Raw genomic sequence first — 25,637 nt, 5'->3', positions numbered from 1 at the left:
ATTAATGTCTATATTGGATGAAAATAATTTTGATAAGCTTATCTCTGAAAATACTTTTACAATAGATGATGAAAATTATAAAGATGAACATAGCATAAAAATTAAAAGAGATGATGAATTAAATATCATATTAAATCAAGAAATAATAATATCTAATAAAGCTCGTAATTGCAACAGTAATGTAATTAGTTCAATACCAATTTTAGGAGAAGAAAAAACAAAGTATATAATAAAAAATGTTTATTTTTATTCATATGAGTCAATTAATATATCTAATAATAAAACTAAAATAAATTCTGAAGCTTATGTTGAGTCTATAGAATGGAATAGTGACATTTCCAAAAATAGTGAATATATAATTGAATTTGTAGATAATATTTCTAATATACATTTCTGGAGTAATAGAGATGATAATAAAATAAAAAAACAAACAAAAATTAAAATTGATGATATAGAACAAATGGGTTTTTCAAGAAATAATTTAATTTTAAAAGTAGATGAACAAGAAATTTATTTATTAAAAAATATTAAAAAAGAAAATAAAAAAGAATATACAAATGGAACAATATTGTATAAAGGTAATCCAACAAAAGAATTGAGGGACAAGATAAGAAATATATTGTCTTTTTTTATTGGTAGAATATTAATTCTATTAGAAGAAACTTTTTATGATAGTAATTGGAATAAAGTTTCTTATAAAGCGTTTACTCCTTATAATACCATGAATAATCGAGCTTCTAAAATTAATACACTTCTTCCTATACCTTTAAATAATGATTTTAATAACTTAATAATAGAGGCTAGTGTTTTATCTAACTATGCAACACTATTTTTAAGAAATTATGATTTATGTGATTTTCATCATATTTCATGGTTATATTGGCATGCACAATGTTCTGCTCTTCATACAAAATGTGGAGAATTAGGTGCTACAATAGAAGCTTTACAAAAAGCATATATTGATAATAATAATGAAAAATGGACTAATCGTATTATTGAAAAAAAAGAATTTAAAGAATTAAGAAAAGAAATTATGAATATAATTTCTAATTTTAATATCACTGATGAAAATAAGAAAAATTTAGAAAAAAAACTAGATTTTAATCAATTATCTCAAATAGACACTCTAAAAAAATTATTTGAACATTTAGATATTTCACTTGGAGAATTAGAATTAAAAGCTTGGCAAGGAAGAAATGATTCTGCTCATGGTGGAAAAATGAAAGATTATTCGATAGAAAAATTACAAAAACAAACTGATTTGATACAAGGAATTTTCTACAAATTAATATTAACAATATCTATTAATGCTTATGAATATTATGATTATTATAGTGATGTTCGAGGAAAGAGAAATCATAGAAAATTTGAACTAAAAGAAATAAATGAATTAAACATATCATCAAACCCACGAGAAAAATGGGAAGAAAATATAAAAGAAGTCTTAGAAAGAAATAAAGATAAAAAAGACGAAGGTGCTATTTCTGAGTTGTTGAATGATAGTGATTTAGAAGATTTCGATTTGGACACAAGTTCTTTTCCACTAAGTCAAATAAAATCAAAAAGATAGTATCCTGAGGTGTTGGAAAAATATTATTAAAGGATATAAAATGAAACACGAATTAATGACTTTACCTTACGATTTAGATGCGCTAGAACCGCTTATGTCAAAAGAAACTTTAGAGTTTCACTATGGAAAACATCACCAAACTTATGTAAATAACTTAAACAATTTAATTACTGGTACAAAATTTGAAGATTCAACTTTAGTTGATATTATTTTAAATTCAGATGGAGGAATTTTTAACAACTCAGCTCAAGTTTACAACCATGACTTTTTTTGGAATGGTTTAACTCCTGCTCAAAGTGCAATTCCAGCAAAAGTTGAGGCTGTTTTAGTTAAAACTTTTGGTTCAGTTGATGAGTTCAAAAAAGAGTTCACAACAAAAGCCATTGGACAATTTGGTTCTGGTTGGGCTTGGTTAGTTCAAGATGAAAATCAAAACTTAAAAATCGTAACAACATCAAATGCTGCAAATCCACTAACAGATAATTTAAAACCTATTTTAGTCTGTGACGTGTGGGAACATGCGTATTATATTGATGTAAGAAATGCAAGACCTGCATATTTAGAAAATTTCTGGAAACTTGTTAACTGGAATTTTGTAGAGCAAAATCTAGCGTAAGAAGATAAAAAGTATGGAACTTTCCATACTTTTTCATATATGAAATCAGATATTTTTAAAAATCCCAAATTAAACTTCCTAGAGTTACGATATGTTCAAGATATTCCTGAATGTACAAAAATGCATATTCATGAAGAGTTAACTATTACAGCCATAAAAAAAGGTTCATTAAATTTGATATTTAATGACACTACTTTTGAATTAATCACAAATGAAATAGCCATTATTAATAGTGATATACCTCACTGTGCCACAACAAATGAAATATCAAAAGATGGATATGTTTTGTATTTAAAAAAAGAGTACTTAAAAAATATAAATCTAAATTTCAACTCATTTTATGAAATAATCAAACAAAAAAATATCTATAAAAGTTTTATAAAATTATGTGATTGTTTGTTGGATAAAAAAGTATCTTTAATTGAAAAAGAGGAAATATTTTACTCTTTTTGTTTAACTTTTTTTTCTTTTGAGCAAAAACAAACAAATGAACAAACAGAGTCAATTTTGGCAACAAATATCAAAAAATATTTAGATGAAAATTATCTTGAAGAGTTTATCTTAGATGATTTAGCAAAGAGTTTTGATTTAAGTGTGGTTCATTTAATTCGAGTATTTAAAAAAGAGTTTGGACTTCCGATTCACTCATATATTTTAAATAAAAAAGTGCATTTTGCAAAAGAGTTATTATCTTCAAATATGCCCATTATTGAAGTTGCACAAAACAGCGGTTTTTTTGACCAAAGCCATCTAAATAGAAGTTTTAAAAGAATCTTTCAAATCACTCCAAAAGAGTATCAAAACAATATTTTCCCTAAATGTTAATTTTGTACAAGATTTAATCTTTTTTTATTGTTATACTTTGCAAAATTAAAAAAAGGAGTCTTGCATGAGTATAAATATTTCAAAACAATTTATCTCTTTTTCTTTCCTCTTCCTCTTAAACTTCTAATCATTCAATCAAATACAATCTAAAAAATAAAATAAATAATCGGAGCAAACCATGAGTTTTAAAAAATATAAACAATATCCTATTGTGCAAAATTTCCCAAGAAAATGGCCAGATAAACAAATCACACAAGCACCAATATATTGCAGTGTTGATTTAAGAGATGGAAATCAAGCTTTGATAAATCCTTTGAGCGTTGAGCAAAAATTAGAGTATTTTCATACTTTAGTAAAAATGGGATTTAAACAAATAGAAGTGAGTTATCCAAGTGCTAGTGATACGGATTTTTCATTTACTAGAAAATTAATAGAAGAAAATTTAGTGCCAGATGATGTAGCGATTCAAGTTTTAATTCCTGCAAAAAAAGAGTGGATTAAAAAAAGTGTTGAAGCAATGAGTGGAGTTAAAAATGGAATTTTTCATTTATACAACCCAACAAATGAGTTTCAAAGAAGAGTGGTTTTTCAAAAAAGTGATGAAGAGATAATCTCAATGGCTGTTGAATCAATGAAATATTTAGTTGAATTAACAAAAGATTTTAAAGGAAATGTAACTTATCAATATTCACCTGAGAGTTTTTCTCAAACTGATTTAGAGTTTGCAGTAAAAATTTGTAATGAAGTTATAAATGTAGTAAAACCAACTATTGATAAAAAGATGATAATAAACTTGCCAAATACCCTAGAAGCTTGTACTGCAAATGTTTATGCCGATAGAATAGAGTGGATGTGTGAAAATTTACACCATCGTGAAGCTTTAATCATCAGCGTTCATCCACACAATGATAGGGGAACTTCTGTGGCAAGTGCAGAGTTAGCAGTACTTGCAGGTGCAGACAAAGTTGAAGGAACTTTATTTGGAAATGGCGAGAGAGCAGGGAACTTGGACTTAGTAAATTTTGCTTTTAATATCTATTCACAAGGCATTGATGCAAAACTTGATTTATCAATCATTGATGAAGTAAAAGCCATGTATGAAGAAAAAACTGGATTAATTGTGCATCCAAGACATCCCTTTGTAGGTGATATGATATTTACAGCTTTTAGTGGAGGACATCAGGATGCTATTAAAAAAGGAATGGATTTTTACAGAACCCAAAATTCTCAAGAGTGGAATGTTCCCTATTTGCCAATTGACCCAAAAGATATAAAAAGAGGATATGAAAAAGTTATACGAGTAAATTCTCAATCAGGAAAAGGCGGAGCAAGTTTTATAATAAGTGAATTTTTAGGCGTAAATATGAGTAAAGATGAAGCTATAAAATTTGGTTTAGTTATAAAAGATGAATCTGATAAATTAAAAAGAGAGTTAGAAAAAGAAGAAATAATCGAACTATATAAAAAGTTAAATAGTTAAATAGTTAAAAGTAAGTTTTAAAACTTACTTTTAATTTTATTTATATTCGATTTTACCTTGACTTGCCAATAATGCTCCACAAAGTTGATATAAAACTCTAGAACCTACATTTGCATCCCATCCGTCTTCGCTATCCCCAACTTCACATAAATCAAAACCTATGATATTTTTTCCAGATTTTACAACCATAAATATCAAGTGTTCTAACTCTCCATATCTTAAACCACTAGGAACTGGTGTTCCTGTATTTGGACAGTTTAGTGGTTCTAATCCATCAATGTCAATTGATAAATAAACATTTTGAGGAAGTTGCTCGATGTATGGAGCATAAACTTCTTCTAAAGATTTACCACTAGCTAATTGTGCTTGCATATCTGTATCGTATAAACATGCACCTTTTAGACCATATTCTTTCATTCTATTTGCTTCTTCACTGCTGTAATCTCTAATTCCAAATTGAACTAAATTTGAAACTTTGTCACACTCATTCATAGCATTATAAAAAATTGAAGCATGAGAGTAAGTAAACCCTTCATATGCCTTTCTTAAGTCATGGTGAGCATCTACGTGTAAGATTCCAAAAGATTCAGTTTGCGTATCATTTAAAGCTTTGATAAGTCCAAGTGGAGATGAGTGGTCACCACCAACAACTGCTACAAACTTACCTTTTTTTATTTGCTCAAAAGATTTTTGATATACCGAAGAATTTAAAATTGCCGATGCTTCATTTACAAATTTCAGAGCTTTTTTATTTGTTTTTCCCTCTTCAAGTGCTTCAATTACTTTTAAAGCTTTTTTTCTAGCTTTGTGACTTAATTTTAATAAATGTTTATCAGTTTCAAGCATAGCAATACCTGCAACATAAGGTTTAACATAGTGAAAAGTTTCAACATCAAGTTGGTGACTTGTAATTCTAATAGCATCAGGAGCATTTGCCGTTCCTTGCCCAAATGAAACAGTAGCTTCCCAAGGAACTGGAACTAAAACTAAACTAGCTTCTTTTGGGTCTAATCTTCCCCCAATAAAACCATCACCTTCCATTGGAGGTAATCCTAATTCTAATACTTTTATTTCTTCTTCTAAGGTTCTGTAAGACATCTGTTTTTCCTAATGTGTTGTATTTATTTTATTTTGAATTATAGGATAAATATGGAAATAGTTAAGTTAATTTTGGGTTTACCTGTCATGTTAGTATATTTTCAAAAATATTTTTAAGAAACATTATGATAATGTCTCTCAAAAAACTTTAGGTATGTGGATGCTCAAATATTACAATGAACTTATATACTTTGCCCAAAAACAAGTAGGTGATAAAGAAAAAGCAAAAGATATTATCCAAGAGACTTATAGTAAAGTTCTTGAGATAAGAGAAAAATTTGAGATAAATAATGAACGAGCATATTTGTATAAAATAGCAAAAAATATAGTTATAAATCAAGCTTTAGAAAATCAAAAACTCCAAACTACCATATATGAAGAAAACATCCATCTTTCACCTATATCTGAACAACCAGAAGAAATTTTAATTCAAGAAGACCAAGAAAAGATTTTTATGCAAATAATAAACGACTTACCACAAAGAGCAAAAGAAGCTTTTATTTTATATACTATTGATGGTTATAGTAGAAAAGAGATAGCCCAAATCCTAGGAGTAAGCTCAAATGCAGTTGAAAAACTCATAAAAAGAGCCACCATAAAAGTTGAAGAAGAAATAGAAAAGAGAGGATTTTAAGTGAATATCAAAACTAAAATCAAAGAAGAAGCAATTTATTGGCTTGCCTGTGAGAAAGAGGGTCTAAATGAGCTTGAAAAACAAGAATTAAAACATTGGCTTGAATCAAATCAAGAACATCAAAAAGCATATAATCGAATGAAGTTAGTACATCAAATGGCTAAATCAATATCAAAAGAAAATGCCCAGATTTTAAGTGAGCAAGCCCATAAAGAAGCTAGAAAAATTAGATTTTTAGAAAAAACAAGATATTTTTCAAGTGCATCTGCAATTTTACTAATAGTTTGTTTTTCAGCTTTTAAAATTTATGATAATAATTTTGCTGTTCAATATTCAAAAACCTTTCAAACAGATAAAACAAATCTAGCAAATCAACAACTTCCCGATGGTTCAAATATCTTTATTGATGCAAAAACAAATCTAAATATAGAGTTTTATAAAGGAAAAAGAGAAGTAACTTTAAATAATGGAAGAGTTATGTTTGAAGTGGCAAAAGATGAAAATAGAGTATTTATCATAAAAAGTGGTGATATAAATATAGAAGTAGTTGGAACAAAGTTTGAAGTAATACATAAAAAAGATATTACAACTATAAATGTGGAAGAGGGTATTGTAAAAACTTATTTTTCTTCATATTTTTTTGATAAACAAAATGAAAAACTGCTTACTAAAGAAAATAGTATAACCTATTCAAATTTTCAAGGAAATATAAATAATCAAGAAAAAATCAATCCAGAAAAGATAGCTCTTTGGAGAGAAAATTTAATTAGTTTAAATAAAGTAAGTTTAAAAGATGCTTTTGATGAATTTTCAAAATATAATGATATTTCAACTTCATTTTCCTCAAAAGAAGTGGAAAATTATCTTATAACTGCAGAGTTTTCTTCAACTCAATTGGAAATATTTTTAAAAACAATTAGCAAAATTTATCCTCTAAAAGTTGATAAAAATGATAAAAATATAAGAATTTCTAAAAAAAATTAAAAATCATGTCCGTTTTTCAATAGTTTTTTTGTCTTATGTAATTAAGAATGATTATCGAAATTGTTTTTACAATACACAAGGAGAAAAGATTAGATGAATTTGTTTAAGAAAAGTTTGTTAAGTCCAGTAGTTGCTTTACTTATCTGCACAACTGTTTATGCTGATGATATTTCATATTCGATTGAAAAACAATCTCTAAAAGAGGCAATTGAATTAATATCAAAAAAATCAAACACCCCATATATCGCAAATAGTTCGCTTTTAGATGGCAAAACTTCAAATGCCATCAAAAATATAAATGGAACAAAAAATGCTTTGGATAAAGTACTAGAAAATAGTGGTTTAGAAGCTGTTATTGAAGATGGTGCGATTATTATAAAGAAAAAAGCAGTTGTTGGAAGTGGAACGGTTTTAGAAGAAATTTCTGTTAGTGAGGGAATTTATCTTCCAATTGGAACTACAGAAGGAAGTGGTTCTTATACTACAAAAAGTACCAATACTGCAACTAAATTAGATTTATCAATCAGAGAAACACCTCAATCAGTGAGTGTTGTTACTCAACAACAAATAGAAGATAAGGGTTTAGAAAATATAACAGATGTTGTAAATAGTGTTACAGGACTTAGTTCTAATAATATGGATAGTGAAAGAAATAGCTATTCTGCCAGAGGATTTGGAATTAATAATTATCAAATTGATGGAGTAACAACAACTTATGAAAGTGGATTTATGACAGGTGAAACTTCACAAGACTTAACTATGTATGACAGAGTTGAAATTGTTAGAGGATCAACAGGATTATTAACGGGAGCTGGGAATCCAAGTGCAGCTATAAATTTGGTAAGAAAACATGCAAATTCAAAAGAATTTAAAGGAGATGTTTCTTTACAAGGAGGATCTTGGGATAAATATAAAGGTACTTTAGATGTTCAAACACCACTTGATGAAAAAGGAAATGTTAGAGCTAGAATTGCAACAAGTTATGAAGAAAAAAAATCATTTATAGATTATTATGAAAATAAAAAAACAGTTCTATATGGAGTTGTTGATGCTGATATAACAGACAATACAAGAGTTTCTTTAGGAACTAGCTATCAAAAAAATGACCCAAAAGGAAGTATGTGGGGTGGATTACCTTCAAAATTTAGTGATGGAACATCTACAAATTGGGATAGATCAAAATCAACTGCTTCAGATTGGACATATTGGTCTTCTGAAAATAAAAACTATTTTACAAATGTTGAACATTATTTCAATAATGATATAAAATTGTATGGAGCATATTCATATTCTGATAATTACGGAGATTCAAAACTTTCTTATGTTAGTGGAAGTTTAGATAAAAATACTGGAAGTGGACTTAAAGCAAGTGCTGTTCAAGGATATGAAACTTTCCAAAAGCAACATAATGTTGATATTTATACTTCTGTTCCATTCCAAGTGAATAAATTGGACCATGAAATAGTTGCTGGAGTTATGTATAGCGAACAAGATTTGGAAGCTTATAATACTCCAAGTATTGCAGGAAGCTTTAATTCAAATATAGATAACTTTTATACATATAAAGGAACAAGTGAACCAAAATGGGGAAAATCTTCTCAAGTTGTAGATTCAAATGTAAAACAAACAGCAGGTTATCTAGTTGGAAGAATCTCTTTAACTGATGATTTAAAATTTATTGGAGGAAGTAGAATAACTAATTGGGAAAGAGATGCATTTAATTATGGTGAAAAACAAAACTATGAACATAATAATATTTTAACACCTTATGCAGGTTTAGTTTATAACATCAATGATAACTATACAATTTTTACAAGTTATACTGATATTTTTAATCCTCAAAGTGAGAGAGATAAAAATGGAAAATATCTTAATCCAATTGAGGGTAAAAATTATGAAGCAGGGATAAAAGCAGCATATTTTGAAGATAAATTAAATGCAAGTTTTTCAGTTTTTAGAATAGAACAAGATAAATTAGCTCAAACTGATCCAAGTGGTGCATTAATCCCTGGTACTACAACTCAAGCAAGTATAGAAGCTGAAGGAACTACTAGTAAAGGATTTGAAATTGATATAAATGGAGAAATTACTGATAATTGGAATTTAGGTGTTGGATATTCTCAATTTGAAGCAAAAGATGCTGATGATAATAAAATAAACACTTCTTTCCCTAGAAAAACTTTTAATGTCTTTTCAAAATATAGTTGGGATAAGTTTAGTTTAGGTGCTGGAGCAAATTGGAGAGAAAAAACTTATGAAAATGGAGTTGAGCAAGAATCATATGTTTTAGTAAATGCTATGGCTAAATATAAAATTGATAAAGATTTATCAGTTCAATTAAATGTTAATAATATATTTGATGAAAAATATTATACAAATATAGGTTTTTTTAACCAAGTTTCTTATGGTGATCCTAGAAACTTTACTCTTGCTATGAAATACACTTTTTAAAATATAAAGGAAGATTTCTTCCTTTATAAATTTACGCATGGGTTTCAAAATATTAAGTTTTCCTAAAAACTGATTATTTAACAACAAAACAAAATATCAAATTTTCAGATATTTTGGAATCCATACCTAAGTTTATAAACTCTTATAAACTTAACTTCATAGCGCAGTGGATTTATATTTATGTGTTCGTTTCCTTGTCATATAAATAATTATGAATGAATTAGTCTCTCACTCTAAATCCACAGGCTATGGATTTTATGCTATTTCTATACATATATTTCAATTTGCAATATTTTAAATCAAAACTAATTTTTTTGATAAAGTTATAAAAAATCTAAAAAGCTTATTATGATGGGGCTGATTTTAGAAGATATAAATAGTAAAATTTACACTATTCGTGGTATTCATATATGATATAGATAATCTGCTTTTTTACCCAAAAACCTTATCAATATCATTTACAATAATATTATCAATATAACCTTTTGAACCATGATCTTTTAAGATATTCATAGTATCGTTATGGCTCATTCCTTTTCTGTATGGTCGCTCTTCTGTTAAGGCTTGGTAAATATCTAAACATGTCATTAGTCTTGAATCAAAACACAATCTTTGAGCATCAAAACCATAAGGGTAACCTGTTCCATCTAATTTTTCATGGTGATTTGCAGCCCATTCAACTATATCTTCAAAACCATTTATTTTTTCTAAAGCTTGTCTTGTGTAATAGGTGTGGCATTTAACAATCTCAAACTCTTTTTGTGTTAAGGCACTTTGTTTATCTAATATTTTATTTGGAACTGCAAGTTTCCCCAAATCATGTAAATTTGCAGCAATAATTAATCTCATAGTTTTTTCATGTTCATATTTATAATAATTACTCATTTTTGCAACCTTATCACTAAGTCCAGATGAATGTCTAGATGTAAATGCAGAGTTTGAGTCAATGATGGTACTAAAAATTGAAGATAATTTTACTAACTGTTCTAATTCTATATTCATTGTAAAATTTTCAATTTTACTTAAAACTAATTTTTCTAAATTATTAGATTGTAAATCAAACCAAAATGCAGGTTTTTTCACTAATGTATTAAAATTATTTACTAATTCCTCAGAATAATAAATGCCTTTTTTATCATTTATAAACTTAACAATTTTTTCTCTATTTTCAATTGAGGGGTTCTCAAAATGAAAGATATTATCAACTGTATCAGCAAGGGCAATTATTTGAGCAAGTAGGGGAATTTGTGTATCTTTTAGTTTATAAAAGCCACTTCCATCGTAGTTTTCATGATGATATTTTACTATGTTTTTGTGATTTGATAAAAATGGAAAATCAATAATATTTTTTTCTCCAATTTCACAATGTTTTGTATACTGTTCTAAAATATTATGGTTTTCTTTTTTAGGATTATCTTCAAATTCATTAACAGTTGCTTCTTCACTAAGTCCATTGTCATGAAGTATTGAAAATGAGCATAAATCGAATTTTTCTTTATCATTTAATATATAAAAATCCGCCAATCTTAAAGCGATATAAGCAACTCTTTTAGAGTGAAAAGATGTAGCTCCAAGGGTATTTATCTCCACAAAATCAAGTGCATCGGATAAAGCTAAAAGGAATTGGTTTAGGTTAAATTTCATTGTAATCTCATTTTTGGTGTATTATAACAGATGTTTCAAGTGATTTTATTTATATCTAAGAGGTACTCTAAATTCCATATCAAATTCATCATTTGGATCTAAGTAATTATTTTTATAATATAAAACACTAGCTGAACTTTCAACTGCTTCAAATTCACTACTAGGAAGCCATTGATAATAGAGTTTTTGATATAAAGTCAAAGCATCTTCACATTTACCTTGAAATCTTATTGTGGCATATAAACCACCTTTGATACAACATAATCCAATATCACCTTTGGGTTCAATTTTTTTATCTTCTAAATCAACACAAGCGATATATCTATATTCTTCTATATCTGTAATATTTGGATTACTATGATGAATTGCCATCATTGTTGGCTCTTTTATATTAAACTCTTCTTCTAAAAGAAATAAAAGTTTTTGCCAAGTATTTTTTATGGTTTTATCAAATCCCAGTTGCCTTATATATGCGATTTTTATTTCGGGTATTTTTTTAATCTCTATTTTTGAAAAGTCTACTTCTTTTTCTTTTAACTCATACTCTGTTGGTTTATGATTCTTATATTTGCCATTTCTCCACTCATTTGGGGAACAATTATAAAGTTTTTTGAATTCATTGCTAAAGGTTGCAGAAGATTTGAACCCACACTCATAAGCTATATTTGTAATTGCTGATTTTGGATTAAAAACAAGAAGATTTGCAGCACAATGAAGTCTTAAATCTTTTATATAAGTATTAACACTTTTCCCAGTAATCTCTTTAAATATTCTTTGAAAATGAAAAGCAGAATAAGATGAAATTTTTGCTAAGTCTTCAATTGTTAGTTTCATTGAAAGATATTTATAAATATGATATTGAACTTCGTTGATTCTTTGTTTATGTTCATTGGTTGTAACTGTTTTTTTCATAAAAGATAATAACATTTTTTAAGTAGAAAATTATGAATTAGCAAGATAGTATAAACATAATAGCACGATTTGATAAATATATTCAAACATAATAAAAAGACAAAACCCTTTTTAAATTTTATAATTTAAAAAAGGAGTAAAAATGAGAACTTTATTTATATTATTCATTTTTGTAAGTTTATTATTTACTTTAAAAGTAGGAAATAAAACAAAAGAGAAAGAGTTTAAAACAAAAAAGGATGTAAATCTTATCTTTTCTTCGATAATACAAAAGTGAGAAAATATATAGTATTTCAATGTGACTGAGATTGAGAGGAAAATAGTGTTTTAGGATGTTTTAATATGCTCTCTTGAAAACTTGAAAGTTTCCGCTTTTTCTTACTTTTTGGTCTCAAAAAAGTAAGCAAAAAAGACTGCCAAATTGATGAAGGCAAAGCTTCCTAAGATTTTAGTCTTTTTTTTCTGCGTTGCGGAACTCGTCGAAAAAGTGCATTTAGCACTTTTCTCTCCTCAAACAGTCCTCACTTTTCACCGAAAAAAAAGCCTAAAATCTTAGCTTCATCAAAGGCAGAATAAATCCCGAGTGTTCAAACTATCTTTTTTAAATTGAGTTTATAAGAAATTCAGAATAAAGAAAATCAAAAATGCAAATGTCCTTATCCCATATTTCAACATTTGCAGAAGCTGAACGTTTGTTTTCTCTTTTCGAAAAGGCTTGCAACTGTTTGAGTAAATAAATGTGCTAAATGCACATTTATTTACGAGTTTTCTCAAAGAGAGTGTAAACACAGGCAAGACAGAAAAGATAAAACAATAAGTGAAGGAACCAAAGGGCTTCGAAGCCGTTGGTGGTTTTGCTTACTTTGTCCATACAAAGTGAGAAGAATCGAATATATTTAGATATTTTTAGAAATGAATTAAAGTTGCAATAATATTTAAATAAGAGATTTTTATTAATAAATAAAAATTAGCATTTTGTTCTCTCAATTTTTAAAATTTATGGTTTTATTATCGTTGCAACTTCTTTTTGTAATGAGGTGATGTTTTGTATTATATTTCCATGTAAACACAAAAATTTAATGGTAAGTTCTTGTTTCAATTTCAATGGTTTAGTTTGAAAATTTTCTCCTATTACTTTTGCATATTCCTCACTAAATTCATCTTTAGATTTTATAAGTTTTTGCCAGCCTACATTTAATTGAGGTAAATATAAAGCTACAAGCATTTCAAACTTGATTAATGGCGGAATTTCAGTATGAGAATTTACTATTATGTCTTTATTATGATGGATATTGTTTATAATCTGACCCAATAATTCTTTATAATCTTTATCAATTGCAATTAATGTTTTATATGCATCTTCTAACTTTTCTCTTTTACGCTCTTCTTTACTTTTAATAAGTAGTTGTTTATTATTCCACCAAGATGTAGTGAACGAGGCTAGAAATCCTACAATTGCACCACTTAATGTACCAATAACAGGAATCCAACTACTAGCTACACCAACTGCATTAACTCCTTCAGTCATTTACAAATCCTATAATAATTTTCTTAATATACATTCTATATAAAACACCCTTAAAATAATAAAATGAATATAGATCTTAAAATCTAACAAAACATAACAATCTGTAATATTTTAAACCCAAAATTATCTTTTACGATATAGTTCAAAATCAATTAATTTCAAAAGGTATTTTTATGAATAATATATCTAATATTGTAGTTTATAATGATGGTGAATTGGAACTAAAAGTTTCAGTAAATGAAGAGACAATTTGGCTTACACAAAAACAAATATCAGAAGTTTTTGGAGTAAATATTCCAGCTATTTCTAAACATATAAAAAATATTTATAAAGACAATGAATTAAATCAATTTTCAACTGTTTCCATTTTGGAAATAGTTCAAAAAGAAGGAGATAGAGATGTTCTTAGAAATGTTGAACATTATAATTTAGATATTATTCTCGCTGTTGGTTATAGAACTAATTCTGTTAAAGCAATTAAATTCCGTCAATGGGCAACCACGATTCTAAAAAATTATATTCAAAATGCTTATGTAATAAATAGCGATAAAATCACAAATGAAAGGTTTGTTTCTTTAGAAAAAGATGTGAATATCTTAAAAAATAAAATTGATAATATCTCAGTTAAATTTGAAGATAATAGTTTGAAAATCAAAGAAGGTATTTTTTTTGATGGGCAAGTTTATGATGCTTATAGTTTTGTATCTGATTTAATAAAAAAAGCAAAAGATGAGATAATACTTATTGATAATTACATTGATGATACAACTTTGACTCTTTTTTCAAAAACTCCACATATAAAAGTGACAATATTTACAAATACAATTTCAAAGCAACTCAAACTAGATTTTGAAAAGTATTCAAAACAGTATGATAATATTACTTTAAAAAATTTTCAAAATGCACATGATAGGTTTTTGATAATTGATAAAAAAGAGATTTTTCATATAGGTGCAAGTATCAAAGATCTTGGTAAAAGATGGTTTGCTTTTTCAAAGATAAACCTTGATATTGATGAATTAATAAAAAAACTTAATTAGGAATAACATGGCAGAACAACTAAAAAATTTATATTCAAAAGAGTTTATTGAAAAACTTGCAAATAAACTTTCTTTGACTTACTCAAACTTCGAAAAAGAAAATTTTATAAACTCTATTTTTGATGCTTCTTGGGAAGAGTTAGAACTAAAAGCCAGAATGAGACATATTGCTCTTACTTTAAATAAATATTTACCTCTTACATACAAAAAACAAGTTGAGATTTTAAAAGAGGTGAAAAAAGATTTTGGTGGCCTTGAAGCTATGGTTTTTCAAGATTTTGTTGAGGTTTTTGGCCTTGATGATTTAGAAGAGTCTTTAAATGCTTTGGAAGTTTTCACACAAGATTCTAGTAGTGAGTTTGCTATTCGGCAGTTTATTCTAAAGTATGAAGAAGAAACTATGGATCAAATGAAACTTTGGAGTCAAAGTTCAAATGAACATTTACGCAGACTCTCATCAGAAGGCTGTCGTCCAAGACTTCCTTGGGCTGTGGCTTTGCCAAAATTTAAACAAAATCCTTCAAAAGTTTTAGAAATTTTAGAGCTTCTAAAAAATGACAAAAGTTTATATGTGAGGAAATCTGTTGCAAATAATCTAAATGATATTTCAAAAGACAATCCAGAACTTGTAATAGAGTTTGTAAAAGAAAATCTTGGAAGCACAAAAGAGCTGGATTGGATTTGTAAACACGCATCTCGAACACTTCTAAAAAAAGGTGATAAGCAGATTTTGGACTTGTTTGATTTCTCTAAATCACATCATATAAATCTCACAAATTTTTGTTATGATAAAAGTGTAAATGTAGATGAAAATTTGACTTTTTCATTTGAGATAAATTCAAATGAGATTATTGGAAATATTAGAGTTGAATATGTAATTTATTATCTAAAATCAAATAATATCCATAATAAAAAAGTTTTTATGATAAGCCAAAATGAGATAAAATCATCTTCAAAAAAGTTTACAAAAAAACAGAGTTTTAAAAATATGACAACACGAAAACACTATTTAGGAAAGCATTTTATTGCTATTTTGATAAATGGTGTTGAAGTTTTAAAAGAGGAATTTTATTTAAATGACACCAGCAATTGATTTACTTAAAAAAAACAAATGTGATTTTAAAATACATAAATATGACCACGACCCAGCTTGCACAAATTTTGGTGATGAAGCGGTAGAAAAATTAGGTTTAGATGCTAATCAAGTTTATAAAACTCTACTTGTGGAACTCGCTCCAAAAGAGTTAGCAGTTTGTGTTTTACCTGTTTCAAATCAGCTTTCATTAAAAGATGTGGCTGCTGCTTTTGGTGTTAAAAAAGCTGTAATGGCAAATAAAGATGAAGCACAAAAAGTAACTGGTTATTTATTGGGTGGAATCTCACCTTTGGGGCAAAAAAAGAGATTAAAAACAGTTCTTGACCAAAGTGTTAAAAGCTTTGAAACTATCTTTATTAGTGGTGGTAAACGTGGTCTTGATATTGAGGTTAAACCAGTAGATTTAGAAAAATTATTAAGTGCAAAGATATATAAAGTTACAGTTTGATAATATTAGTTTTTTTAAACAATAGAATAAAAATATAGTAGTTAGAATTAATAAGTTTATACTCTATTTAATATAACTTTAAGTTATGGTATAGGGATTAAGTTTAGATTAGTTATAGTTATAAAAAGATAAAGGAGTTCTTATGAGTAAATTAAATAAGGGTGAACCAAGTTTAGAAAAAATTGATGATTATAATGGAAATGAATCAAAACAAAAAAGAAATACAATAAGACTTGTAGTGATTTTATTGTTAATTGTTGGTGGAATTTTTGCTTATTTAAAAAGCACTTCTATTCCAACTGATTATGTAGGAACACAAGAACAATCAAACGTTGATGGTAATAAAAAATTAAAGGAATAAAAAATAATGAAAAAAAGTTTGTTAGTAATTTCATTAATAGCGGGTTTTTCATCTGTATTAATTGCAAGTGAATTTGATACAAAAGCATCAATTGGTGCAAGTTCTGCTAAATTAAAAGGTACAACTTACACACAATATGGTATTGGTTATACATCAAATACAAGATTAGATAATGGAATTATTTTAGGTTTTGGGAATAGTTTATCTTATGGTAATGTAAAAAATGGAGTTGAAGCAATCAGTGTTGATCTTGATTTAAGAGCAGGTTACGAAATAATTGATAACTTAACTGGTTTTGCAATAGGAACAGGCGTTGCTCAAACTGTTGATAATGATACTGCTACTGGTCTTGGTTATGGTGGAGCGTTGGAATATAGGCTTACTTCAAATGTAGCAATTGAAGGAAGTTATAAAACAGTTACAATGAATGATTCACCAAGAGATTATGATTATGATACATCAAATCTTGCTGTAAAGTTCAACTTTTAATAGTTGAACTTTATGTTAATACCTTTAAATAATTACCACCAAAACACAAAACATTCATACAATTCAATCAGAGTAAATCCAAATAGAGTAAATTGGAATAATCCTCCAAATAAATTCAAATTTTATCCCAAAGAATATACACGAATTCCATTACTTTCTCAAAATGATAACTATAATTTTTTATATTTAATTAGTGGAATTAGTGCTAAAAAAACCTACCCAGGTGTGGAATACTATTTAAGAGTAAATCCAAGTGCTGGTGCTTTATATCCAAATGAACTCTATTTTCAAGTGCGAAATGTAGATGGTTTTGAAGATGGAATTTATCACTTAGAAGTGGCAAGTTCAAGCGCAGTATTATTACAAAAACTAGAAAATAATGAGGGAATAGAAGAACTTTTAGAATTATCATACAGTATTGATGGGTTTATATTTTTTGTTTCATCTTTATATTTTAGGTCATCATGGAAATATAAAAATAGGGCATTTAGATATTGTTTATTGGATGCTGGACATTTAATTGGAACGATTGAAGCTAGTTCATATTTATTTAATAAAGAGTTTGAAGTAATATATGATTTTTCTAAAGAAAAATTAAATGAGTTCTTTTCTTTTGATGAAAAAGAATTTTTTACTTCTATTGTAATTGCTGGGGAAAAACAAAATAATAAGAAAGTGAGTTTTTCTATGTTGCTTCCTACTTTAGATGGAGCTAGTTATATAGAAGAGAATATCTCGTTTTTTGAAAAAAACAAGCTAGTTGAAATGGCTTATCAAGATAGTTTAGAAATAACAGATAAAAAAGCCCAAGAAAAAAGTGCTATTTTTAATTTTCAAAAACAAAAGCTTCAAGATACAATTTTTAAAAGAAGATCAATCCGAGAGTTCACAAAACAAAGTATTTCAAAACTTCAATTTGAATCAATAATGAATGTTGTAAATCAAGCAATAAAAAGTGATTGTGATGAGCAAGTTGATATTTATTACACTATAAATAGAGTTGAGGGTTATATTTTAGGACTTTATAAAAATGGTGAACTACTTAGAACTGGTGATTTTAACTCAAAAGCAGGATATTTATGTTTAGAGCAAGATTTAGGAACATCTAGCGCAGTTACGTTTTTCTTAACATCAAAAGGTAAAAACTACCAAGAACTTTATCAAAAAGCTGGAGTTATTGGACATAGACTTTATATTGCTTCAAACTATTTAGATATTGGTTGTAGTGGAATAGGGGCTTATTATGACGATGAAGTTTGTGAGTTTATAGAAGAAAATACAATGGTTTTATACGCATTAGCCATTGGAAACTAAAGTTTATCTCTATAAAGAGATAAACTTGTTACTTGGTTTTCCAATATGGAAACCTTGATAATAGTCGATTTCTAAATCATTTAGAACTTCAACTATCTCTTCATTTTCAACAAATTCTGCAATAGTATGTATTTTTAACTCTTTTGCTAAAGTTACAATACTATTTACAAAAGCTCTATCTTTTTCATCTTTATTTATATTTATAATAAAATCACCATCAATTTTTACATAATCAATAGGGAATTTTTTAATATAGTGAAATGATGAGAATCCTGAACCAAAATCATCTATGGCAAATTTGTATCCATCTGCTTTTAGATTATGCACAAATTTTTCTAATAAAGAGAAGTTTTTTACAGTCTCTCTTTCTGTGATTTCAAATACTATTTTTTCTTTTTTAATGTCATATTTCAAAACAAAAGCATTTATTTTATTTATAAAATCTCCCATTATTAGAGATTTCGGAGATAAATTAATAAATAAAATTCCTTCATATTTAGTTCTTTGAATCTCTTTGAAAGCTTTTTCAATAACCATTAAATCCATGGTATTAATAAGTCCTCTAGCTTCTGCAATTTCTATAAATTCATAGGCTGAAACTATTTTTCCATCTTGATTTATTCTCATTAATAGTTCATGAATCACAAGATCATTTTTTGAGTTAGCTGGTTTTATAGGTTGGAAATATGGATGAATTTCATCATTTTCTATTGCTCTAATTAACAAAGAAGATTTTTCTTGATTTGTTTTTAAAATATCTGAAATATCTTGTTCATTTGGAATTTTAATAGAGTTTTTTCCTTCCTCTTTTACTTGATACATCATTGCATCTGCAATAACAAACATATCTTGTTGAGATAAAGTGTGAGTTGGATAAACACAAATTCCAATAGAAATAGTTATTCCAACCTTTGTTCCATCTGGGGCAATTAATTTTTCATTTTCAATTTTTTTTGAAATTCTATTTGCAACAGTTAAAGCTCCATTTTCATCACATTCAGGAAGAATAATAGTAAATTCATCTCCTCCATATCTAGCAACTATATCTTCATCTCTTTTTTCATCTTCAAGAATATTTGCAACTGTTTGTAAGAATTTATCTCCAAATGCATGACCAAAATTATCATTTATAGGTTTGAAATTATCACAATCTATAACCATCAATGAAAATGGATAATCATGTTTTGCTGCTCTTTTTATTTCATAACTCATCATGTCATTAAAAACTCTTTGATTAAAAAGGTCTGTTAATGGATCCCTTGCCGCATAATATTCTAAATCTTGTGTATATTTATGAATAGCTTTTACTGAACCAACAAGATTTGCCATTGTTGTTAAAATAGAGTCAATTACTATGTATCTAACGGGATCACTAGCAAAAACTGATTGTAGCCCAATTCCAACAATTCCCCCGATTTTTGGACTATCTAAAAATAGAGATTTTGAACGATATTCAATATTATCTTCTTCTAATTCACTCAAACATCTATTTCTATCTGCAATTACATGTTTAATTGTAAAATCTGTCATTTCTTTGAAATAATCAGATTCTCTAATTGTTTTATTTATATATTCATCAAAAACTTCTTTCTGATGTTCTTTTGGCATTCCAAGCCAAAAAATATCAACTTCAAATTGGTCTTCACCAACTCTAAAAATAGTCATTAAACTGTAAGTTTCCATGATTTTATTTATCTCTATTAATAAATCACAAATAAACTCTCTCCAATCTTTTACAACATCTGAAGTAATAATAAATTTATCTAATAATCTTATTTCAAACTCTAATAACTCTTTATCAACGGCAACTGCTTTTAACTTATTGGCCATTAAATCTACATTGCGTACTACTTGGTTGAATTCTTTAAAATATAAATCTATATTTTTTGAATCAAAGGCTTTAAAGTCTTGAACTGAATTTATATTTTTAACTTTTTCATTAAACAAAGTTAAATTTCTTATAATAGGTTTTGTCGTATATCTTGATGATAAAAAAGCAAGAAGATAAAATATAGGAACAATAATAAAGAAAAAAGAAATATATTGATATTTTGATTCTGTAAAAATAGAGTTAAGATCTTGTGTTACTTCTAAAACTCCTAAAACATCTCCTACTTGAGCATTTGTGTGACAAGATAAACAATCATTTTTTGCTTTTAATGGCAAGATATTTCTTACAATATTATTTTCAAAACTATCAAGTTTTTCAATCTTACCATTTAAAATATCTACTAAAGTACTATCTTTTGCTTTTTCATCAATATCACCAAAAAGTTCTCTTACTTTATTCCCTCTATAAAGATTTATTTCATAGTTGCTACTTTCAAAATTATCTTCTAAAGATTTTGTAAATAGTTTAATATCCTCTTTACCCCAGCCTTTTTTCATTACTTGATACATAGAAGAAAATACTTGATTTGATATTGCTTTTGAGTGTTGTAATGCTTCTTTTTTGGTAAGAGTTGTATGCAAGTATGTACTAAAAATAAAGCAGATAAAAAAAATCAATGAAACCAAAATTATTTGTCTTGAAAAGATATAATTTTTGAAAGTTTTCTTCATAATGAGTCCTAGAAAAGTGTATTTTTAATAGTAGCAAAAAAATGGTAATTTAATACATAAATTATTGAGAAATATTATTAAATTTAAGAAAGTATTGAGAATCTAAGATGAAAAAAATTATTAATCAATAAAAATGGGATTCACCCATTTTTACTAATCTTGAGGAGTATTAACCATCCAAATTGAAAAAATATCTAGGTAATTCCAAAAAGATTGTTTTAAATCATCAGGCATATCAACTGAAGATAAAACTATTATATAAGATTCAAGCCAAATCATTCTAGCCTCAGGAGTAATTTTAAAAGCAGCGTGTCGTCCAGCCATCATTGGTGCACCTCTACTTTGATTAAAATAATCAGGTCCACCACAGATTTGAATAAAAAAATCTGCTGAATGTTTTTTTGCTAATTCAAATCCTTCATCTGTGGGGGGGAATAATCCTTTTATGTTACTTTGTCTTAATAAATCATAATGTTCTGAGATAATTTGTCTCATTTTTTCTTCACCTAAAAATTTTAAAACTTCAGGTGCTGGTTTTACAACAGGAGGTCTTTGTCCAAATTGTGCTTGTGTTATAGTAAATTGCATTTTTATTAACCTTTAAAAAATAATATATTATTGCATAATTGCCATAGCATAATACAATATATTTAATTTTAAACACTTTTTAGAATGAAAAAAAGTTTACTATGTTAGAATGCCGAAACTAAAAGGTAAAATTTTATGCAAAGAAGTATTGATAATATTATAGAATGTTATAATTGTGGATTATTTATAAAAAAAAATAACGACCAAATTCATACTCAACGATGTCCACGATGTAATAGTAAAATTAAAATTGAGAAAAAACAAACAAATGATTCTTTATATTATTCTATCTCAGCGCTTTTATTATTTGGAATATTAAATATTTATCCTATTATCTCTTTAAATATAAATGATGAGGAATTAAAAGCTACTTTATTAGGTACTGTATCAATTCTTTTAGAACAAAATTTCTTTTTTGTTTCTTTAGTTGTTTTTTTTACGATAGTTTTAGCACCAGTTCTTAACTCTTTAGTAATAATTTTTGCTTTTATTCAAGATAAAACTAAGATAAGATTTTTTACAGATACTTTGCTTCATGATAGTTTTCATTTTTTTAAACACTGGGGATTTATAGAGGTTTTTGTAATAAGTATTATTGTTACATATATCAAACTTGTAGGAATGGTTAGTAGTACAAAGTTCGATATAGGTTTTTATATTATGTTGGCATATATATTTTGTTTTTATATGTCAAATATAAAATTTGAGGGTAAAAGTGTATTTGAGGAATAAATGGTTTTAATATCTTGTAAAAACTGTCACAAAATGTACGAAAAACAAAATTATGATGATTTTGTTTGTAGTAGATGTAATCATTTGGTACGAAAACGAATAAAAGATTCATTACAAGTATCAATTGCACTTACTATTTGTGCAATATTACTTTATATTCCAGCAATGCTTTATCCAATTATGGAAGTTACAAGGCTTGGAGTAAAAGTTGAAAGTACAATTTTAGGTGGAGTAATTAGCTTTTTGGAATATAAAAGTTATTTTATAGCTTTTGTTGTTTTTACTGCAAGTGTTGTAATTCCAATGATAAAATTAGTTGGTTTACTTTTTATTTTTATAAGTATAAAAGTAAAAGTAAAAATGCATAATAATAGAAAAATATTAATATTTAAATTTGTAGAAGCCATTGGAAAATGGTCTATGATTGATATTTATGTGGTTGCTATATTAGCTTCAGTTGTGCAACTTGATGAGATATTTAATATAAAAGGAGGAATTGCTGCGACTTCCTTTGCTTTAATGGTAATATTAACAATGATAGCAGCAAATAGATTTGATACAAGGATTATTTGGGATGAGCAATGAAATAATAGAACAAGAATTCAAACAAGAAGTTTATGAACCAAAAATAGAAGATAAAAAACCTATCTCATTTATTTGGGTTTTACCTTTGATTATTTTAGCAATTTTAGGCTGGATTGCATATGAATCTTATATGAAAAAAGGTACAAATATTACTTTAGTATTTAAAAGTGCAGAGGGACTAAAAGAGGGTGTTACACCTTTAGAATACAAAGGTTTACAACTTGGAAAAGTTACAAAGATTAGTATTCATGAAGATTTAAAAAGTGTAAAAGTAAATGTTTTAGTTGACAATGAAGTTGCAAAATATGTAGCAAATGAAAGTTCTCAATTTTGGATAAAAAAACCAACTATTTCATTAACTAAAATTTCTGGATTAAATACTTTAATTAGTGGTTATAAAATTGAATTATCGCCTGTATTTAAAACACAAAAAGAGTTTGAAGAAGGAAAAGAAAAGTACTATTTTGATGGTTTAGATACTCAACCAAATGATGAATTTGAAAATGATGGATATTATGTCTCTTTAATTGCAAATGACAAAGATAACGTTGAAGTTGGAACTCCAATTTTTTATAATAATTTTCAAATAGGTGAAATTATTGCTAAAGAGTTTATTTTTGAAAAAGTTTATTTCACAGCTTATATTTATGATAAATTTAATTATTTAGTAAACAAAAGTTCAAAATTTGTAATGAATGAAGCCTTAAAAGTTAGTTATGGAGCAAGTGGATTAAATATTGAAGTGGGGTCTTTATATTCAGCTTTAGTTGGTGGAATTACAGTATTAACACCAGATAAAGAGGCTGCTAAAATTATTAAAGATGAACCATATCTTTTATATGGAAAAAAAGATGATTTGAAAAAGAAAGAAATTATTAGTCTTAATTTTCTTGATGTAAATGGTATAGAAGAGAATACACCTATTATTTTCAAAGGTATTGAAATAGGTAAAATTATAGATGTAAAATTAAATAAAGATGTGTTAATCTCAAAAGCATTTGTATATGAAGAGTATAAATATTTATTAACAAATAAAACTAAATTTTTTGTTGAAGAACCGACAATCTCTTTTGATGGAGTGAAGAATTTAGGAAATATTGTAAAAGGTAATTTTATTTCTTTAGAGTATAAAAAAGGGGACTTCTCAAATACTTTCACAGCAATTAAGAAAAAAGATTTAAACAAAATCAATAGTACAATTAAAGTAGAACTTTTAAGTGAAAATCTAAACTCAATATCTGAAAAATCAAAAGTATATTATAAAAATATTGAGATTGGGTTTGTGGATAGTTATGCTTTAACTAAAGATTTAAAAAATGTAAAAATTACTCTTTTAATAGATGATAAATATAAAGATTTAATAAATGACAATAATCTTTTTTATGATATGAGTTCTAAATTAGTAGAAATGAAAAATCTAAATCTAAATATAAATTATAGTGGAATTGAACCTTTATTAAATGGTGCTATTGGACTTATTGCAGATAAAATAGATGAGGGTAAATTAACAAAAAATGAGTTTAAATTATATAGTTCATATAAAGAAATAGAAAAACTAAAAAGATTTAATAATAATGGATTTACTATTGAAGCTGATTTTGATAATAGTTTTGAGATAAAACCAGATATGGCGATTGTTTATAAAAATCAAGAAATTGGTTTTGTAAAAAATATAAGATTTGATGATAAAAAATCAAAAGTAACTCTATTTGTATATACAGCTTACAAAAAATATATTACGGATAAAAGCAGATTTTATAAAAAAGGTATTGTTGATTTCAAAGCTAGTTTAAGTGGAGTTTTATTTGAAGTTGATAATTTTACTTCTTTGATTGAGGGGTCAATACATCTTAATAATGATTCAAATACTGCCTTTGAAAAAACACAAATCTATGCAACTGAAGATAATATGAAAAATTCAACTAATAGCTTAACTATTATTTTTGATAATGTTGAAGGTGTTCAAGAAAATTTCTCACAATTAACATATAAAGGTGTAAATGTTGGGAAAGTTACAAATGTAAGTCTAAATGAAAAACAGCAAGTTGTAGTAAAAGCTTTGATTTATGATGATTTTACTTCCTTTGCAAAAGAAGGAACAATCTTTTATCTTAAAAAACCAAGAATCTCTTTACAAGAAATAGCAAATGCAGGTTCAACTGTAATGGCTGTAAATATTGGAGTTATTAAAAGTGATAATACTAAATATCAAATAAAATTTGAAGGATTAGAAAATCAACCCTCAGTTGAAAAATCATATTTTGGAACAGTATTTAAAGTAGAAGACCCAACAGCTTCAAGTGTAAACGTTGATTCTCCTGTTTATTATAAAAATGTACAAATAGGAAAAGTAAGTAAAATTGATTTAAGTGATGATGGTTCTAAAGTTGTAGTTGATTGTTTGATTTATGATAAATATGTGAAACTTATAAGAAAAAACTCAGAATTTTATGACATAAGTGGTTTTGAAATGAAATTTTCAATTTTTTCTGGTTCATCTGTTGAATCTAATACTTTTACAAGTTTACTAAAAGGTGGATTAGTAGTTGTTACTCCTTATGAATATGGAGAAATTGCAAATCCAAAAGATAAATTTTCATTAGTAAAAACGCTTAGAGAAGATTGGAAGAGTATCAGTCCAAGTATTAAGTAGTAATAAAATAGATTTAAAAATAGAATA

23 protein-coding genes are annotated in these 25,637 nt (G+C 26.8%); 17 read left to right on the top strand and 6 right to left on the bottom strand.

Annotation, left to right across the window (positions count from 1 at the left end; genetic code table 11):
- The first annotated feature begins 4 nt into the window (after positions 1–4).
- From AVENP_RS11020 to AVENP_RS11005, 4 genes are all read left to right on the top strand, one after another.
- The gene (locus tag AVENP_RS11020; protein ID WP_128359375.1) at positions 5–1,570 is read left to right on the top strand and encodes a hypothetical protein; all 1,566 of its coding nucleotides are present in this window, start codon (positions 5–7) and stop codon (positions 1,568–1,570) included.
- Between the two features lie 40 nt (positions 1,571–1,610).
- A complete protein-coding gene (locus AVENP_RS11015; RefSeq protein WP_128359376.1) occupies positions 1,611–2,186 on the top strand; it encodes a superoxide dismutase in 576 nt (191 codons plus the stop codon).
- A 39-nt stretch (positions 2,187–2,225) separates the two neighbouring features.
- Positions 2,226–3,011, top strand: a complete 786-nt coding sequence (locus AVENP_RS11010) for an AraC family transcriptional regulator (protein WP_128359377.1) — start codon at positions 2,226–2,228, stop codon at positions 3,009–3,011.
- A gap of 178 nt (positions 3,012–3,189) precedes the next feature.
- Entirely contained in the window at positions 3,190–4,491 is a 1,302-nt protein-coding gene (locus AVENP_RS11005; protein WP_128359378.1) for a 2-isopropylmalate synthase, read from the top strand.
- A gap of 36 nt (positions 4,492–4,527) precedes the next feature.
- Here AVENP_RS11005 and AVENP_RS11000 read toward each other — a convergent pair whose 3' ends face one another.
- The gene (locus AVENP_RS11000) at positions 4,528–5,589 is read right to left on the bottom strand and encodes an agmatinase family protein (protein WP_128359379.1); all 1,062 of its coding nucleotides are present in this window, start codon (positions 5,587–5,589) and stop codon (positions 4,528–4,530) included.
- Positions 5,590–5,749: 160 nt separating this feature from the next.
- Here AVENP_RS11000 and AVENP_RS10995 point away from each other — a divergent pair, with 160 nt between their 5' ends.
- From AVENP_RS10995 to AVENP_RS10985, 3 genes are all read left to right on the top strand, one after another.
- Positions 5,750–6,223: an RNA polymerase sigma factor gene (locus tag AVENP_RS10995; RefSeq protein WP_128359380.1), complete on the top strand. Its 474-nt coding sequence runs from the start codon at positions 5,750–5,752 to the stop codon at positions 6,221–6,223.
- Positions 6,224–7,207, top strand: a complete 984-nt coding sequence (locus tag AVENP_RS10990) for a FecR family protein (protein ID WP_128359381.1) — start codon at positions 6,224–6,226, stop codon at positions 7,205–7,207. It abuts the gene before it with no gap.
- A gap of 93 nt (positions 7,208–7,300) precedes the next feature.
- Positions 7,301–9,658, top strand: a complete 2,358-nt coding sequence (locus AVENP_RS10985) for a TonB-dependent siderophore receptor (RefSeq protein ID WP_228201886.1) — start codon at positions 7,301–7,303, stop codon at positions 9,656–9,658.
- Positions 9,659–10,090: 432 nt separating this feature from the next.
- On the opposite strand, the gene AVENP_RS10980 is transcribed toward AVENP_RS10985, so the two are convergent.
- Together AVENP_RS10980 and AVENP_RS10975 are read right to left on the bottom strand one after the other, a co-directional pair.
- Positions 10,091–11,302: an HD-GYP domain-containing protein gene (locus tag AVENP_RS10980; RefSeq protein ID WP_128359382.1), complete on the bottom strand. Its 1,212-nt coding sequence runs from the start codon at positions 11,300–11,302 to the stop codon at positions 10,091–10,093.
- Positions 11,303–11,347: 45 nt separating this feature from the next.
- The gene (locus AVENP_RS10975) at positions 11,348–12,214 is read right to left on the bottom strand and encodes an AraC family transcriptional regulator (protein ID WP_172664294.1); all 867 of its coding nucleotides are present in this window, start codon (positions 12,212–12,214) and stop codon (positions 11,348–11,350) included.
- Positions 12,215–12,356: 142 nt separating this feature from the next.
- Here AVENP_RS10975 and AVENP_RS16020 point away from each other — a divergent pair, with 142 nt between their 5' ends.
- The gene (locus tag AVENP_RS16020) at positions 12,357–12,491 is read left to right on the top strand and encodes a hypothetical protein (protein WP_268907621.1); all 135 of its coding nucleotides are present in this window, start codon (positions 12,357–12,359) and stop codon (positions 12,489–12,491) included.
- Between the two features lie 720 nt (positions 12,492–13,211).
- Here the strand turns inward: AVENP_RS16020 and AVENP_RS10970 are convergent.
- Entirely contained in the window at positions 13,212–13,742 is a 531-nt protein-coding gene (locus tag AVENP_RS10970; protein WP_128359384.1) for a hypothetical protein, read from the bottom strand.
- 173 nt (positions 13,743–13,915) lie between these two features.
- On the opposite strand from AVENP_RS10970, the gene AVENP_RS10965 reads away from it, so the two are divergent.
- The 6 genes from AVENP_RS10965 (at position 13,916) to AVENP_RS10940 (ending at position 18,490) form a co-directional block, all read left to right on the top strand.
- Positions 13,916–14,782: a RhuM family protein gene (locus AVENP_RS10965; protein ID WP_128359385.1), complete on the top strand. Its 867-nt coding sequence runs from the start codon at positions 13,916–13,918 to the stop codon at positions 14,780–14,782.
- A 7-nt stretch (positions 14,783–14,789) separates the two neighbouring features.
- Positions 14,790–15,875 carry a DNA alkylation repair protein gene (locus AVENP_RS10960; RefSeq protein ID WP_128359386.1) on the top strand — a complete coding sequence of 362 codons (1,086 nt, stop codon included), beginning with the start codon at positions 14,790–14,792 and terminating at the stop codon, positions 15,873–15,875.
- A complete protein-coding gene (gene ybaK / locus AVENP_RS10955) occupies positions 15,859–16,326 on the top strand; it encodes a Cys-tRNA(Pro) deacylase (protein WP_128359387.1) in 468 nt (155 codons plus the stop codon). Before AVENP_RS10960 ends, ybaK begins: the two co-directional genes overlap by 17 nt.
- A 142-nt stretch (positions 16,327–16,468) precedes the next feature.
- Positions 16,469–16,687, top strand: coding sequence for a hypothetical protein (locus tag AVENP_RS10950; protein ID WP_128359388.1), 219 nt, complete (start codon positions 16,469–16,471; stop codon positions 16,685–16,687).
- Between the two features lie 6 nt (positions 16,688–16,693).
- Entirely contained in the window at positions 16,694–17,176 is a 483-nt protein-coding gene (locus tag AVENP_RS10945; protein ID WP_172664293.1) for an outer membrane protein, read from the top strand.
- Positions 17,177–17,188: 12 nt separating this feature from the next.
- Positions 17,189–18,490, top strand: a complete 1,302-nt coding sequence (locus AVENP_RS10940) for a SagB family peptide dehydrogenase (protein WP_128359390.1) — start codon at positions 17,189–17,191, stop codon at positions 18,488–18,490.
- Between the two features lie 9 nt (positions 18,491–18,499).
- Here AVENP_RS10940 and AVENP_RS10935 read toward each other — a convergent pair whose 3' ends face one another.
- Positions 18,500–21,052, bottom strand: a complete 2,553-nt coding sequence (locus AVENP_RS10935; RefSeq protein ID WP_128359391.1) for a putative bifunctional diguanylate cyclase/phosphodiesterase — start codon at positions 21,050–21,052, stop codon at positions 18,500–18,502.
- Between the two features lie 153 nt (positions 21,053–21,205).
- Positions 21,206–21,640: a globin domain-containing protein gene (locus AVENP_RS10930; protein WP_128359392.1), complete on the bottom strand. Its 435-nt coding sequence runs from the start codon at positions 21,638–21,640 to the stop codon at positions 21,206–21,208.
- A gap of 135 nt (positions 21,641–21,775) precedes the next feature.
- On the opposite strand from AVENP_RS10930, the gene AVENP_RS10925 reads away from it, so the two are divergent.
- From AVENP_RS10925 to AVENP_RS10915, 3 genes are read left to right on the top strand one after another with little or no spacing between them, the layout of a single operon-like run.
- Positions 21,776–22,372, top strand: a complete 597-nt coding sequence (locus AVENP_RS10925; RefSeq protein WP_128359393.1) for a paraquat-inducible protein A — start codon at positions 21,776–21,778, stop codon at positions 22,370–22,372.
- Complete coding sequence (locus AVENP_RS10920; RefSeq protein WP_128359394.1) at positions 22,373–22,957, top strand: paraquat-inducible protein A; 585 nt, start codon at positions 22,373–22,375, stop codon at positions 22,955–22,957.
- Positions 22,947–25,610: an MlaD family protein gene (locus tag AVENP_RS10915; protein ID WP_128359395.1), complete on the top strand. Its 2,664-nt coding sequence runs from the start codon at positions 22,947–22,949 to the stop codon at positions 25,608–25,610. Before AVENP_RS10920 ends, AVENP_RS10915 begins: the two co-directional genes overlap by 11 nt.
- Positions 25,611–25,637: the final 27 nt, after the last annotated feature.

Source organism: Arcobacter venerupis, from assembly GCF_013201665.1.
In the GTDB taxonomy this organism is placed as follows: domain Bacteria; phylum Campylobacterota; class Campylobacteria; order Campylobacterales; family Arcobacteraceae; genus Aliarcobacter; species Aliarcobacter venerupis.
Note: the sequence above shows the minus strand (reverse complement) of the source record. Positions and strands in the feature narration are given on the sequence as shown.

Coding starts and splice junctions, on each gene's coding strand:
- AVENP_RS10915 (WP_128359395.1), top strand. CDS start 22,947: ATGAGCAATGAAATAATAGAACAAGAATTCAAACAAGAAGTTTATGAA.
- AVENP_RS10940 (WP_128359390.1), top strand. CDS start 17,189: ATGTTAATACCTTTAAATAATTACCACCAAAACACAAAACATTCATAC.
- AVENP_RS10950 (WP_128359388.1), top strand. CDS start 16,469: ATGAGTAAATTAAATAAGGGTGAACCAAGTTTAGAAAAAATTGATGAT.
- AVENP_RS10965 (WP_128359385.1), top strand. CDS start 13,916: ATGAATAATATATCTAATATTGTAGTTTATAATGATGGTGAATTGGAA.
- AVENP_RS10935 (WP_128359391.1), bottom strand. CDS start 21,052: ATGAAGAAAACTTTCAAAAATTATATCTTTTCAAGACAAATAATTTTG.
- AVENP_RS10980 (WP_128359382.1), bottom strand. CDS start 11,302: ATGAAATTTAACCTAAACCAATTCCTTTTAGCTTTATCCGATGCACTT.
- AVENP_RS10945 (WP_172664293.1), top strand. CDS start 16,694: ATGAAAAAAAGTTTGTTAGTAATTTCATTAATAGCGGGTTTTTCATCT.
- AVENP_RS11005 (WP_128359378.1), top strand. CDS start 3,190: ATGAGTTTTAAAAAATATAAACAATATCCTATTGTGCAAAATTTCCCA.
- AVENP_RS11020 (WP_128359375.1), top strand. CDS start 5: ATGTCTATATTGGATGAAAATAATTTTGATAAGCTTATCTCTGAAAAT.
- AVENP_RS10975 (WP_172664294.1), bottom strand. CDS start 12,214: ATGAAAAAAACAGTTACAACCAATGAACATAAACAAAGAATCAACGAA.
- AVENP_RS10920 (WP_128359394.1), top strand. CDS start 22,373: ATGGTTTTAATATCTTGTAAAAACTGTCACAAAATGTACGAAAAACAA.
- AVENP_RS10985 (WP_228201886.1), top strand. CDS start 7,301: ATGAATTTGTTTAAGAAAAGTTTGTTAAGTCCAGTAGTTGCTTTACTT.
- AVENP_RS10995 (WP_128359380.1), top strand. CDS start 5,750: ATGCTCAAATATTACAATGAACTTATATACTTTGCCCAAAAACAAGTA.
- AVENP_RS10970 (WP_128359384.1), bottom strand. CDS start 13,742: ATGACTGAAGGAGTTAATGCAGTTGGTGTAGCTAGTAGTTGGATTCCT.
- AVENP_RS11000 (WP_128359379.1), bottom strand. CDS start 5,589: ATGTCTTACAGAACCTTAGAAGAAGAAATAAAAGTATTAGAATTAGGA.
- AVENP_RS10960 (WP_128359386.1), top strand. CDS start 14,790: ATGGCAGAACAACTAAAAAATTTATATTCAAAAGAGTTTATTGAAAAA.
- AVENP_RS10925 (WP_128359393.1), top strand. CDS start 21,776: ATGCAAAGAAGTATTGATAATATTATAGAATGTTATAATTGTGGATTA.
- AVENP_RS11010 (WP_128359377.1), top strand. CDS start 2,226: ATGAAATCAGATATTTTTAAAAATCCCAAATTAAACTTCCTAGAGTTA.
- AVENP_RS16020 (WP_268907621.1), top strand. CDS start 12,357: ATGAGAACTTTATTTATATTATTCATTTTTGTAAGTTTATTATTTACT.
- AVENP_RS10930 (WP_128359392.1), bottom strand. CDS start 21,640: ATGCAATTTACTATAACACAAGCACAATTTGGACAAAGACCTCCTGTT.
- ybaK (WP_128359387.1), top strand. CDS start 15,859: ATGACACCAGCAATTGATTTACTTAAAAAAAACAAATGTGATTTTAAA.
- AVENP_RS11015 (WP_128359376.1), top strand. CDS start 1,611: ATGAAACACGAATTAATGACTTTACCTTACGATTTAGATGCGCTAGAA.